We start from the raw sequence: 13,395 nt of genomic DNA on the forward strand, positions 1-13,395 counted from the left end.
TGGAAATCACGCTTTAACAGATCCTCTGATTTTCTGGCTTCCCTGTCCGCTTTCGTGATCCCGTTCGGTTTGCGTCTGGGATGATGACTGATCCCAATCTCTTCCATGACACGGTAAACAGTGCGTTCACTGGGAATATCCACACTTTTCGGCTGTTTCATCGTCAATGCCTGATACATGCGGGTACGGCCATACGTATCATTGCAGATATCTTCTGTAAGTATATCTTTCATGGCATCTGCCAGTGGCTGATATTTCCATGGGCGGTCTTTCATGACAAGATACTGGTAATATCCCTGTCTGCTGACATGGAGAACCCTGCAGAAAAAGGTAATATTTCCTTTGGAGCTGCCGTCTTTTGTTTTTAATGCAATAAACTTCATTCTTTCGTTTTTGCTGACTTCAGACGGCTCGCGGCGAAAAAAGCACTGGCTTCCTCAAGAAAGTCGTTTTCTTTCTTTAAAAGTCTGATTTCCTTCTCCAATTCCTTTACCTGTTGACGGAGCCTTAAAAGTTCTTCATTAAGCGTCATGGCACTTTGTGGATTCTGTGAGCCAGCTCCAAGATCAAGATTGTCAAGACGGTTCGCATGTACCCAGCCATACAGGGTATTCCCTGGCACTCCCAGTTCTTTAGCTGTCTTAGCTTGTCCGATTTCTTTAGCGAGTTTCACCGCCTGTACTTTGTATTCATGGTCATATTGTCTGTTTCCTGCCATTTTGTCCACTCTCCTTATCCTCTTGATTATATCTCAAATCCTTGAGAATGAGGTGTCAACTTTTTTTATACCACATCATTTTTATCTCTTATTCACGATAAAAGGGAAAAACCATTTGCAGGTTTTTCCCTTTCTGTTCGTGATATAAAAGGAATTTTTCACACTTATTTTATCCCTTGTTCGTGATTAGAGGGAATGTTCGCGAAATAAAAGGAATTAAACAAACATTTAATCAATCTCATTTACATCCACAAATGTCTTTCCATCTCTCCAGATACGCTCCAGATCATAGAACAGACGGTCTTCGCGGCAGAAAATATGCACGATAATATCTTTGTAGTCCATAAGAATCCAGTTTGCACTCTGATAGCCTTCGATCTGTTTGCATTCGCAGCCTGCTTTGCCAAGCATCTCTTCTACATTGTCAGCCATTGCCTGTACCTGGTTTGGGTTGCTTCCGTCTGCAATGATGAAATAATCAGCAAGAACAGATACAGACTGGATATCGATGATCTTGATATCCTGGCCCTTTTTATCACTTAACGCCTCGTAGGCGATCTTTACCATTTCCTTAGAATTCATTCTATTTCTCCTTTTACTTTTCGGCTGCTACCAGCTGCTTGAAGTACTCATAAGCTGTAGCGGTCATAGGATCAGCATCTGCGCCCTTCTTTGCAAGATATTCCAGTGTACTTTTTAATATTTCATACATGGTCTGATCCAGGTCTTCATAGGCAAGCCTTCTCATCTGAGGCAGATTATCCGCTTTATAGCGTCTTGGTTCAATATAATCTGCAATATATACGATCTTATCCAGAACGGACATGTCCGCCTTACCTGTTGTATGACAGGCAATGGCACTTATGATCTCCGGATCTTCGATCCCATATTTATTTTCAGCCAGCCAGGCACCGTACTTGGCGTGAAGTACCGGAAGTGCCTTCATTTCTGCATCAGTCACAGGAATTTTGTGGCTGATACATTTCTTTAAGATAATCTCATCTGCAAAACGCTTACCGCAGTCATGCATCAGTCCTGCAAGTTCTGCCTTATCTATATCATATCCATAACGCATGGCAAGATTCATACAGGTAAAAGATACGCTGAGTGAATGTTCATAACGCATAGGATCCAGTTTTGTTTTCAGTTTACTGCGCAGCATCATGATCTGGCTGCAATGATTGCTCATCTGCATAACTGTCTCGCTCCTTTAATCTTCAAAGGCTTCTCTGTAAAGTCCATGTATCCTGATATATCCGGCAACCGGACCTGGAACCAGATCTTTAATAGATTGTCCCAGCGCAACTGCTTTTCGTATCTGTCTGGAGGATACATCCATTTCTTCAAAACGTATCACTCCGATCCTGGCATCAAATTTTTCCTGCAGATATTTTACCTGCTTTTCAAAATTTGGATGTTCTTTTTCATAGGGTCTTGCTGCTGCCAGTAAAACTGCCTGTTTTATCACCAGTTCCGGATGATACCACTGTTCGATCTCATAAAGGGAGTCTGCACCTATGATAAAATAGAACTCATGCTGGGGATAAGCTTCCCTGAGCAATGTTAATGTCTGCGCTGTATAGGTGTTTCCTTCCCTTTTTAATTCAAAATCGGAATATACAAAATAGGAAACTGACGCAATTGCCAGCTTAACCATATCTTCCCGTTCTTTTCCTTGCGTCACCAGACGGCTCTTCTTGTGAGGAGGATGGCCGGATGGCATAAACCAGATCTCATCCAGTTTAAACTGCTCATATGCCTGTTTCCCAAGGGCAAGATGGCCATTATGGACAGGATCAAAGGTTCCTCCCAAAATTCCTATTTTTGCCATGTCAAACCTCTGCGATCATCTGTGATTAAGGTAATACGATCTTTCTCTTTGTCTCATCCTTTGCCGGACGATACAGTACGATCTTTCTTCCGATCACCTGTACTACTTCTGAATGAGTACGCTCGCCCAGTACTTCTGCGATCGATCTGCCATCATCCAGACAGTTCTTTAATACAGTGATCTTTACAAGTTCTCTGGCTTCTAATGCTTCAGAAACAGCCTGTGTCACTTCTGGTGTAAGGCTGGACTTACCGATCTGGAAGATCGGATCCAGGTTCATTGCAAGACCTTTTAAATAGGATCTCTGCTTACTTGTCATTGGTTTCTCCTTTATCTATATAAACGAATACGATCAATAGTCACATTTTATTTGTAATAATCAAACTCCAGTCCATACATACGGACAGTGTCACCTTCACTGATACCGGCCTTTTCAAGGTCTTCTAAAATACCGGTGTTCTTTAAGAACTTCTGGAAGAAATCAAATCCCTTCTCAGAGTCAAGGTTGGTATAACCAAGCATTTTTTCAATTCTTGGTCCTTCTACTACATAAGCACCATCATCTGCTCTTGTAACAGTGTAAGGCAGGTTACGGTCGCCCTGGTACTCGATCTCAAATTCCTTCTGGAAAACAACCGGTGCGGAATCTACTGTCTTTAACAGGTCATTTACATGCCATAACAGCTCTTTTACGCCCTGTCTGCTGACAGCGGAGATTGGGAATACCTTAATGCCCTTTGGCTCAAATTCTGCCTTTAATCTGGCAATGATGTCGTTGGAGTCATCTTCTGAGAAACAGGCATCCATTTTGTTAGCTGCGATCACCTGAGGACGCTTTAAAAGTTCCGGATTATATGCTTCCAGTTCTTTATTGATCGTCAGAATGTCCTCTAACGGATCTCTTCCTTCTACAGATGCACCGTCTACTACATGGACTAATACTTTGGTACGCTCAATGTGGCGCAGGAAGGAATGTCCCAGTCCTACTCCCTCAGAAGCTCCCTCGATCAGTCCAGGAATATCTGCCATAACAAAACCTGCGCCATCACCCAGATCTACCACACCCAGATGTGGATTTAAGGTGGTAAAATGATAGTTTGCGATCTCAGGTCTTGCGTTGCTGACTACAGATAATAAAGTAGATTTTCCAACATTTGGAAATCCTACCAGACCTACGTCTGCGATCACCTTAAGCTCCAGGGTGACCCACAGTTCCTGTCCAGGCTGTCCAGGCTGTGCATACTTGGGAACCTGCATGGTGGAGGTTGCGAAATGCATGTTGCCAAGGCCGCCTTTTCCGCCTTTTAAAATAACTTCTCTTTTATTATCACCGGACATATCTGCAATGACTTTTCCGGATTCAAAATCTTTAATTACAGTACCTTCTGGTACTTTTACGATCAGATCATCGGCATCTGCTCCGTGACAGCGGCGCTTTCCGCCTTCCTGTCCGTCTTTTGCCACATATTTATGGATGTGACGGAAATCTACCAGTGTGTTTTTTCCGGTATCTACCTGGAAAATAACATCGCCGCCTCTTCCGCCGTCTCCGCCGTCAGGACCGCCATTAGGAACATACAGTTCTCTTCTGAAAGAAACATGACCGTCTCCGCCTTTACCGGACTTTATAAATACTTTTGCTCTATCTGCAAACATTATACAGCACCTCCTGTTGGTGTTGAATGTGAAGATCCCCAGTAACCAAACTATGCTTTTACCACTGAGGATACAGAAAAAAGGGGCTCCATACATATTCGTATGGGGCCCTCAGAATTACTCGTTGATTGCTCTTGGGTAAACAGAAACCTGTTTCTTGTCTCTGCCCTTTCTTTCAAACTTAACAACTCCGTCTACTAAAGCAAATAAGGTATCGTCGCCGCCCTTACCTACGTTGTTGCCAGGATGAATATGTGTACCGCGCTGTCTGTACAGGATGTTTCCTGCCAGTACGAACTGTCCATCAGCTCTCTTTGCGCCAAGTCTCTTGGACTCGGAATCACGGCCGTTCTTAGTAGAACCAACACCCTTTTTATGAGCGAATAACTGAAGGTTCATCTTTAACATGTCTTACACCTCCTTAAATCGGATATTAATGTATGATTTTCCATAATCATTCTCAATATTCTGAAGTCCCAGAACAAGAGAATTCATAAGGAGCTGTGACTCAGGGCTTATATCTGAAGTAAAGCGGAAGTCAAACTGAACGTCTTCCTGTCCTGCTATCCCTTCAAATCCGTCATCCGTAAATGTCTCTACTGAATTATAAAAATTAATAGCCAGTGCAGAAACTGCTGCGCAGATGATATCCTCACCTTCTTCAGCATAACCTGCATGCCCTTTAATCACGATCCCGCAGTAAAGATCATTGCCTGAATCTGTGGATTTCTTAAATACTGTCGTCTGGATCATACCATTTACAATTAAGCGTTGATCTTTTCGATCTTAACCTGTGTAAAGAGCTGTCTGTGGCCGTTCTTTTTGTGATAGCCAGTTTTTCTCTTATACTTGTAAACGATAACTTTCTTTCCCTTGCCTTCCTTCTCAACTGTTGCTGTAACAGTTGCTCCGGCTACGGTTGGGCATCCAATCTGCAGTTCGCCGTTGTTAACAGCCAGCACCTGGTCAAATGTTACGGTCTCGCCTGCGCCTGCGCCCAGTCTTTCTACCTTAATGACATCGCCTTCTGCTACCTTGTACTGCTTTCCGCCTGTTGCAATAATCGCGTACATAAAAAGGCACCTCCTATGTTCATTACTCGCCAGCTTCGGTGTTTCTTTGCGAAATCTTTTACCTCGCTGTGCGGCATACTCAAGTATAATAGCACCCGACTTTTCAAATGTCAAGGACATTTTTAATTTTTTTGGACTGCTTTTTTTGGACTGCGCCAATATATTTTATAGGGCTGTTTTTATCCTCTCTTCCAGGTTCCAGGAGAAAGAAGGACAAGTACCGGGAACAGCTCCAGTCTTCCTGCCAGCATATCAAAGATCAGCACGGATTTTGACAGATAGGACATCATGGAGAAATTGGAAGCAGGTCCTACAACGGAAAGTCCCGGTCCAATATTGTTGAAGTTTGCTGCTACTGCTGTAAAGCTGGTGGTAAAATCGTAATTATCCAGGCTGACAATAAGGACCGACGCTACAAACAGCATAAAATATACGATGATATAGCAGTTTAAAACACGAAGAGTATCATTTCCGATCACTTTTCCTTCATATTTTAAGACCTTTACACTTCTTGGGTGGATCATAGTAGAGATTTCCCGTTTGGCTTCTTTAAATGCGATCATAATACGTGAAACCTTCATTCCGCCGCCTGTACTTCCGGCGCAGGCACCGATGAACATTAACAGTACGATAATGCATTTTGAAAATTCCGGCCATTTATCAAAATCCACAGTGGAATAACCTGTAGTTGTAATAATAGAAGCAACCTGGAATAATGCGTGATGGGCAGCCAGGAAAAGGGACGGGAACATGGAGCGGATATTAACAGTAATCAGTACCACTGCGATCAGGATGATCGCCAGATATCCACGCATTTCCTCACACTTAAATGCTTCTTTTGGTTTGCGGATGAGAAGCAGGTAATATACGTTAAAGTTAATGCCAAAAAGGATCATGGCAATACTTAAAACTGCCTGCTGGTATACCGTATATCCCGCCTGGCCGCTGTTTCGGCAGGCAAAACCTCCTGTACCTGCTGCGCCAAGGCTCATACAGATAGTATCAAATACAGGCATTTTTCCAATTAATAAGAAAACAGCCGTTGCCACTGTAATACAGAAATAGATGATATACAAAAGTTTTGCAGTAATACGGATCTTCGGTACCAGTTTCCCTACAGAAGGTCCCGGACTTTCTGCTCTCATGATGTGCATATCATAGTCTCCTGCCATGGGAAGAATAGCAAGGATAAATACAAGAACGCCCATGCCTCCGATCCAGTGGGAAAAACTTCTCCAGATCAGGCTGGCTTTTGACAGCTTCTCCACCTCTGGAAGGATACTAGAACCGGTAGTAGTAAAACCGGACACAATTTCAAACAAAGCATCAATAAAATGAGGTATCTCCCCGCTTAACACAAAAGGAAGGCAGCCAAAAAAGCTTAGAACCAGCCAGCCTAAGGAAACCAGTACAAAGCCTTCCCTTGCAAAAAACATCCTTACCTTTGGCTTTTTTCTGGTACATAAAAAACCAAGAACTGCACATACAACTGCTACCCCTGCGTAACAGCTGATAATTCCTTCTTTATAAACGACTGCTGTCAGGATAGGGATCAGCATCAGCGCCGCTTCTATATTCATGATCCAGCCTAACATATAAATAATAATACTATGATTCATTGCCTAAACCCCTTTACTTTAATATGTCGGTCAGATCATTCAGGCCTGTATGGGTCGTAACAATGATCACGGTATCGCCCGCTTCAATCGTATCTTTGCCTCGAGGGGTAATAATACAGCCGCTGCGGTTGATACAGGCTACTAACAGATTATTTTTCAGTTGCAGCCTTTCCAACGGAATACCAAGAAGAGGGGATCCTTCTTTTACGCGGAATTCCAACGCCTCTGCCTTGTCAGCTACGATCTTATAAAGAGTTTCTACATTGCTTCCCATAGAATTCTGCATTGCTCTTACATACTGAAGGATCAGGTCTGCAGTAAGCATTTTCGGCTGGATCAGGCTTCCAAGATTCAGGGAATTGATCACACTTTCAAAAGCAATCCTGTTTACCTTCGTGATCAGCTTTGCATTGGATTTGCTGGCTGCATACAGGGAAAGCATGATATTTTCTTCATCAAAGCCTGTTAAAGAAGCAAAAGCCTCTGTCTGAAGGATACCTTCTTCCAATAAAACCTGCTGGTCAGAACCGTCACCGTGGATGATCATGGCATTTGGCAGCAGTTCACTTAACTGTCTGCACCGTGCTTCATCCTGCTCAATGATCTTGATCTTGATCTTTGTATCCGCCAGCTGGTTGCAAAGATAATATGTCAGCTTTCCACCGCCTACAAACATGGCAGTTTTTACGGAGTTGTTTACGATTCCGGCTTTCTTAAAGAAGTCCGCACTGTCTGTATGGGATGCGATAAATGAGATCTTGTCTCCTTTCTGCATCACAAAATTACCATCCGGGATCACAACGTCATCCCCGCGCTCTACAGCACAGATCAACACATTGCTCTTTAACTTATTTACCACATCCATGACCTTTAACTGGTCTAAATTGGAATGATCCGGGATGAGAAGCTTTAACAGCTCGATCCTTCCTTTAGCAAACGGCTCGATCTTAATAGCAGACGGAAAACGCAGAAGTCTTGCGATTTCTCTCGCAGCTGCCAGTTCCGGGTTAATGGCCATGGAAAGGTTTAATTCCTCTCTGATATAGCCGATCTCCGCGGAATATTCAGGATTACGGATACGTGCAATGGTATGGCAGTTACCTGCTTTTTTGGCGATCAGACAGCAGAGCATGTTCAATTCATCTGAGTTAGTGGTGGCAATCATCAGATCTGCCTCCTGGATGCCTGCCTCCATCTGTACCTGATAAATCGCACCATTTCCTGTTACACTCATCAGATCCACATTGTCAGAAATATTTTTCAATGCCTCATCATCGGTATCGATCAGTGTGATGTCATGGTTTTCTCTGTTTAACTGTTCTGCCAGAGTAGTTCCTACTTTACCGCAGCCTACAATTATGATCTTCATGTTTGTTTTCCCCTATTCCCTTGTACTGTTAGCCACCTGTTCATACAGTGGTCTTCTCAACTTTTTACGGGTGATCTCCACTAAATTCAGACGGGTCATTTCTACTACAACTGTTTTTACCGGGTCTTTTGCGACAGCTGCCCGTAAAGCGTCCATTAACGCTTCTTTGTGTGCTTCCTGGTTCATATCAATAAAATCCACCATAATAATACCAGAAAGGTTGCGCAGACGCAACTGTCTTGCAATTTCTGCTGCTGCCTCTAAATTAATCTTTAATACGGTTTCTTCCAGCTTCTTTTTGCCTTCGTATTTGCCCGTATTTACATCGATCACTACCATGGCTTCTGTTGGCTCGATCACCAGATAGCCACCGGACTTCAGCCATACCCGTTTATCAAGTGCCTTTGAAAGAGCATTTTCCAGACTGTAAAGCTTTCCAAGAGAAAGCAGATCATCTGTATACAGTTTTAATTTTTCCGCATCTTCCTTCTGGCTGTTTTCCAGATACTCTTTTAGCTGGTCATAGAGATCAGGACAATCTGTGATGATCTCCTCCAGTTTGCCTGCATAAGAGTCGCGGATGCCTGTAATATAGGCAGGAAGATTTTTGTACAGACAGCTGTAGCAGGTACGGCTGGAACTTTCCTTCAATAGCTGCTTCAGTCTGATTTTTAATGTTTCGCACTCTTCTAAGATCTGTTCCGGATCACCGGATCTGGCATTGGTCCTTATAATAATGCCAAAATCTTCAAACTCTTTTTCCGGCAGTATTTTCCGGATCTGGTTTTTCCAGGTTGTATCGGTGAGTTTTGCAGAAAAACCAATGCCTGTTTTTCCAGCTGTAAGAACGCAAAAGCGCCCAGGCAGGGACAGATTAGCAGTAAGCACCGGTGCTTTTGTTTTTACCGCATCCCGGCTTACCTGGACTAAAATCTCATCTCCGGGCCTTAATTTACCGTTTCTTCCCTGCTGGGTAAATAAATGTTCTTTATTTTCATCCAGACTATAATAGCCAATGGTCACGCCCAGATCAACAAAGGCTGCGTTAATGCCTGTAACTACCTTCTGGACCTTTCCAATGTAAATATTATTAAGGATAGATGCCTTATCTTCCTCTTCCAGGGTGATACCTGTCACCTTTCTGTCAGAAACAGAAGCTGTACATATTTTTCCCTGCAAACGGGTAATGACTAATTTATCCATTATTCTATATCCTGTCCCAGATCTCCAAGTGTCACAAATTTATGTGTGCCAGCCTCAGCTTCTTCTGCTGTGGCTGTATCTGCATAAACTTCTTCTCTCTCTGTCATAAAAGCAAACTGAGGACGTTCTTCTCCTAAAGAAGCATAGTATGCATCTAAAACAAGCTCCGGTTTAATGTTTGCAGCACTGCCTGCAGACACCTTCATAAAGAGCGCAGGAACCTCCCCATTTTTACGCACGTTCAGTTCATAGACAAAAGGCTTTAAATCCATTTCTCTCTCGCCTTTTTTTGTCTTTTTCATGATCATCACATGATCAGCGTCAAAAAAACGGACCAGTTTCTCAAACCATTCTTCCGGGCTTTCCTTTTCCGGTTCATAACCAGGGCGGAAAACAAGACTGTAGTCGGCAGCTGCAACGATAGACATGGCATTGGCTGCATCGTCAGGAAGAAGCTTGTACTCCAGAATCTCAAAGCCTTCTGACATCACTGCATTTAAGCGGTCGATCATCTTTTTTGAATTTTCAGTATCTAACACCTCAATATCCACATATTCGCCTTTACTGGTGATACCTACACCTAAAGGTGCCGCAAAGGACATGATCTGGTGAGGACTGAAGCCCTCACTGTAACGGATATTAACCTCTGATCGGCGGATCGCCTTCTGGAAGTAACGCATAACATCCAGATGGCCGATGAATTTCATGGTGCCGTACTTACGAAATTTTATACGAATTTTCATCATTGTTTGTTTTGTTCCTTTATATTTACATTAATCTGTTAATTTGCACTATTTGCGATCTTATCGTTTCTCAAAGCAGACACCGCCGCCGTATTTGGCAGCACCGCAGCCAGAACATTTCTGACGACAGTTTGGAGTCACTTTTTCATCAAGCGCATTCTGCCACTCTCTCTTTAAGAAATTTTTGGAAACACCGGCATCAATGAAATCCCATGGGAACAGCTCGTCTAAGCTGCGCTCTCTGGTGGTGTAAAAATCAATATCCACGCCGCAGGTCTTAAATGCTTCCATCCAGACTTCATTTTTAAAGAACTCGGACCAGGAATCATAGATAGCGCCTTTGCGGTATGCTTCTTCGATCACAGCGCCTACACGGCGGTCGCCTCTTGCAAGAACACCCTCTAAAACAGTCAGTTCTGCTTCATGCCAGTTATATTTTAAACTCTTAAAGTTCTTCATTTCACGGAACTTGCCGCGGACGATATTGGCACGCTCTAAGAACTCTTCCTTGGTACACATTCTTGCCCACTGGAATGGGGTAAATGGCTTTGGAACAAAGAAAGAGGAGCTGGCAACTACCTGGACTTTACCATGTCTCTGATCTTTCGGAATCTCATCATAGTAAGTCTCTGCGATCTTCTCAGAAAGAAGGGCGATCCCTTCCATATCTTCCACGGTCTCTGTAGGCTGTCCTAACATAAAGTACAGTTTTACACGGTTCCAGCCTGCATGGAAAGCATCACTGGCACCTTTTAAGATCACTTCTTCCGTAAGGCCCTTATTAATAACATCTCTCTGGCGCTGGGAACCTGCCTCTGGCGCAAAGGTAAGGCTGCTCTTTTTAATATCCTGGACCTTGCTCATAACATCCAGGGAGAACGCATCAATACGCAGGGACGGAAGGGAAATATTTACTCCTTTGCCCTTAAACTCATCAATCAGGAAATTTACAAGGCCTTCCAGGTGGGTATAGTCACTGGAACTTAAAGAACTTAAGGATATTTCCTCGTGTCCGGTACTCTTAAGCATATCGTAGGCGTAGTGCTTTAAATATTCCAGACTGTGCTCTCTTAACGGGCGGTACACATTACCAGCCTGGCAGAAACGACATCCGCGGATGCAGCCTCTCTGGATCTCTAAAACCACTCGGTCCTGAGTCACCTTAATAAATGGCACCAGCGGTTTTTCAATATATGGCACACTGTCCATATCAGCTACTACCTGTTTAACGATCTTTTCCTTTGCAGTTGGACAGTTTGGTGTAAAGCTTTTTAATGTGCCATCTTCATTGTACTCTACGTCATAAAAGGCCGGGACATAGATTCCCTCAATCTGGGCTGCTTTCTCTAAAAAGTCTCTTCTGCTTCCGCCGTTTTTTTTGTTTTCCTTATAGCAGTCTAAAAGCTCAAAGTAAACTGTCTCACCTTCTCCGATATAAAACATATCAAAGAAATCTGCCAAAGGCTCCGGATTATAGGCACATGGACCGCCACCGATGACAATTGGCATATCTTCCCCACGGTCTGCTGCATGGAGCGGGATCTGCGCCAGGTCTAAGATCTGAAGCACATTGGTATAACACATTTCATACTGAAGAGTGATTCCCAGAAAATCAAAGTTCTTTACAGGTTCCTGGGTCTCAAGGGTAAACAGCGGGATATTCTTCTCCCTCATGATCGGATCCAGATCCATCCAGGGGCTGTATACACGCTCACAATAAATATCTTCCCTGGAATTAAACATGGAATACAGGATCTGGATGCCTAAATGGGACATGCCTATCTCGTATACGTCCGGAAAGCACATGGCAAACCGAATGTCCACAAGGGACGGATTTTTCATGACACAGTTCACTTCCCCGCCGATGTATCTGGCGGGTTGCTGAACGGTTAATAAAATTTCATCACTTAACGCTAACTTTTTCATAAAGCCTTATTTTACCTACATTTCTCACGTTTTTTGCGATGTATTCATCGCTGTTTTTTGGTTCTTTTTAGTTCTTTTTCTCTGTTCTTTTCCGTAAGCGTAAAAACACAAATTCTTGTCAAGTGTTTTTACGCTTACGGACAGTTTACATAATATTTTTCGCTCTTACGACAAAAAAAATTGTTTCTGAAATACGCACAATTCGGATTTTCCATCATTTTACGGATAAATCCGCTCTAAATGTACAGATCAGACCGCATTATTATACGGTATTTCCCGTGTTTCCGCAATAGATTCTTTCCCGAAATCAATTTTTCGGGCTTCTATCGTCGAACTTTTTATTAAGTTTTCCGAATATTCGTCAAATCCAGGAACCTCAAAAATCAGGGTTTCCTTCAGAACGATCTCATCATTTTCCAGTTTTACTGGCATGGCAATTAACTTATCGATATCCATCCATGCCACTTTATTTAACGGTTTTTCTCCGATTTTACCAAGGTTCGGAAGCAGAAAATGGTACAGCATATATCCCATACAAATGCTATAAGAATTGCTCACTGTAAGCAGGAATACGTTATGATACCAGGTTTTTAATTCTTCCGCAAAAGTCGGAATTTTTACTTCCCGCATTTTCATCTGGTCCATCTTCTCGGAAAATTTCTGCGACGATCCCAGATAAGCTTGCATCGCCTCATCTGGTGTTTCAAACGTATGTGGGTTTGTGACGTATGTAATTTGGAACTCTGGATTCAGGCACTTCTCCGTAAAATGCCATTTCCCGTCATTTTCATCCCAAAATACAGGTGTAATGTTCTGATTTGTATTTTCCTTGTCCATATGTAATTTCCTTTAGCGCATAAATCACAAATAGCCAATACTATTATATCACAGAATGGCTATTTGTTGATACTAAGCTTAGCAATTGTCTCCTGATTCTCTTATTTGCCAGAGAGCCACATATCAAATTTTTCCTTCGGAATACGATACATGCTTCCGACTCTTAACACGGGGAACGGATTCCCTTCCTTATATACTTTCGCGATAAAATCATAGGAAGCAGTACGTCCGATCTTAAGCATTCTCTGAATATCTGCAAGGTCATATACCATGCTGTCCCGGCCTTCGAATTTTTCTTTCATACGTATCATTCCTCGTATAATATCTTTTAGATACATAAATACATATATTTTGGGTAATAAGTTACTAACTAAAACTTCCCACACCAAAACAGGGCTTCGCACCTTGAAAATTCAATAT

The 13,395-nt window shown here is 42.8% G+C and carries 16 protein-coding genes and 1 pseudogene; all 17 read right to left on the minus strand.

Annotated features, from left to right (window positions below; translation table 11 throughout):
• A pseudogene (locus DW251_RS17065) lies at positions 1 to 383 on the minus strand (IS3 family transposase); the annotation flags it as partial.
• Positions 380 to 718 (minus strand): transposase, encoded by a 339-nt coding sequence (locus DW251_RS17070; RefSeq protein ID WP_118301848.1) that lies wholly within the window; start codon positions 716 to 718, stop codon positions 380 to 382. The gene DW251_RS17070 and the pseudogene DW251_RS17065, both read right to left, overlap by 4 nt.
• Positions 719 to 946: 228 nt before the next feature.
• Positions 947 to 1,300, minus strand: coding sequence for a ribosome silencing factor (rsfS, locus tag DW251_RS17075; RefSeq protein WP_021869243.1), 354 nt, complete (start codon positions 1,298 to 1,300; stop codon positions 947 to 949).
• Between the two features lie 13 nt (positions 1,301 to 1,313).
• A complete protein-coding gene (gene yqeK / locus DW251_RS17080) occupies positions 1,314 to 1,913 on the minus strand; it encodes a bis(5'-nucleosyl)-tetraphosphatase (symmetrical) YqeK (protein ID WP_021869244.1) in 600 nt (199 codons plus the stop codon).
• A gap of 15 nt (positions 1,914 to 1,928) precedes the next feature.
• Complete coding sequence (gene nadD, locus DW251_RS17085; protein WP_021869245.1) at positions 1,929 to 2,549, minus strand: nicotinate-nucleotide adenylyltransferase; 621 nt, start codon at positions 2,547 to 2,549, stop codon at positions 1,929 to 1,931.
• Positions 2,550 to 2,574: 25 nt separating this feature from the next.
• Positions 2,575 to 2,868: a ribosome assembly RNA-binding protein YhbY gene (yhbY, locus tag DW251_RS17090; protein ID WP_118301849.1), complete on the minus strand. Its 294-nt coding sequence runs from the start codon at positions 2,866 to 2,868 to the stop codon at positions 2,575 to 2,577.
• Between the two features lie 47 nt (positions 2,869 to 2,915).
• A complete protein-coding gene (gene obgE / locus DW251_RS17095) occupies positions 2,916 to 4,205 on the minus strand; it encodes a GTPase ObgE (protein WP_021869247.1) in 1,290 nt (429 codons plus the stop codon).
• Positions 4,206 to 4,322: 117 nt separating this feature from the next.
• Entirely contained in the window at positions 4,323 to 4,613 is a 291-nt protein-coding gene (gene rpmA / locus DW251_RS17100) for a 50S ribosomal protein L27 (RefSeq protein ID WP_021869248.1), read from the minus strand.
• Between the two features lie 3 nt (positions 4,614 to 4,616).
• Positions 4,617 to 4,958 carry a ribosomal-processing cysteine protease Prp gene (locus DW251_RS17105; protein WP_021869249.1) on the minus strand — a complete coding sequence of 114 codons (342 nt, stop codon included), beginning with the start codon at positions 4,956 to 4,958 and terminating at the stop codon, positions 4,617 to 4,619.
• Positions 4,959 to 4,969: 11 nt separating this feature from the next.
• Positions 4,970 to 5,278 (minus strand): 50S ribosomal protein L21, encoded by a 309-nt coding sequence (rplU, locus tag DW251_RS17110; RefSeq protein ID WP_021869250.1) that lies wholly within the window; start codon positions 5,276 to 5,278, stop codon positions 4,970 to 4,972.
• Between the two features lie 179 nt (positions 5,279 to 5,457).
• Positions 5,458 to 6,897 carry a TrkH family potassium uptake protein gene (locus DW251_RS17115; RefSeq protein ID WP_118301850.1) on the minus strand — a complete coding sequence of 480 codons (1,440 nt, stop codon included), beginning with the start codon at positions 6,895 to 6,897 and terminating at the stop codon, positions 5,458 to 5,460.
• A gap of 13 nt (positions 6,898 to 6,910) precedes the next feature.
• Positions 6,911 to 8,266 (minus strand): Trk system potassium transporter TrkA, encoded by a 1,356-nt coding sequence (gene trkA / locus DW251_RS17120; RefSeq protein ID WP_021869252.1) that lies wholly within the window; start codon positions 8,264 to 8,266, stop codon positions 6,911 to 6,913.
• Between the two features lie 12 nt (positions 8,267 to 8,278).
• Positions 8,279 to 9,469: a ribonuclease E/G gene (locus DW251_RS17125; protein WP_118301851.1), complete on the minus strand. Its 1,191-nt coding sequence runs from the start codon at positions 9,467 to 9,469 to the stop codon at positions 8,279 to 8,281.
• Positions 9,469 to 10,215 carry a TIGR03936 family radical SAM-associated protein gene (locus tag DW251_RS17130; protein ID WP_021869254.1) on the minus strand — a complete coding sequence of 249 codons (747 nt, stop codon included), beginning with the start codon at positions 10,213 to 10,215 and terminating at the stop codon, positions 9,469 to 9,471. Before DW251_RS17130 ends, DW251_RS17125 begins: the two co-directional genes overlap by 1 nt.
• Positions 10,216 to 10,272: 57 nt before the next feature.
• Complete coding sequence (locus DW251_RS17135; protein WP_118301852.1) at positions 10,273 to 12,138, minus strand: TIGR03960 family B12-binding radical SAM protein; 1,866 nt, start codon at positions 12,136 to 12,138, stop codon at positions 10,273 to 10,275.
• Positions 12,139 to 12,387: 249 nt separating this feature from the next.
• On the minus strand, positions 12,388 to 12,975 hold the full coding sequence (locus DW251_RS17140) for a hypothetical protein (protein ID WP_021869256.1): 588 nt from the start codon (positions 12,973 to 12,975) through the stop codon (positions 12,388 to 12,390).
• Positions 12,976 to 13,076: 101 nt separating this feature from the next.
• On the minus strand, positions 13,077 to 13,277 hold the full coding sequence (locus tag DW251_RS17145; RefSeq protein ID WP_021869257.1) for a helix-turn-helix domain-containing protein: 201 nt from the start codon (positions 13,275 to 13,277) through the stop codon (positions 13,077 to 13,079).
• Positions 13,278 to 13,395 lie beyond the last annotated feature (118 nt).

The sequence above is a fragment of the Clostridium sp. AM22-11AC genome (assembly GCF_003473545.1).
GTDB lineage: Bacteria > Bacillota > Clostridia > Lachnospirales > Lachnospiraceae > Enterocloster.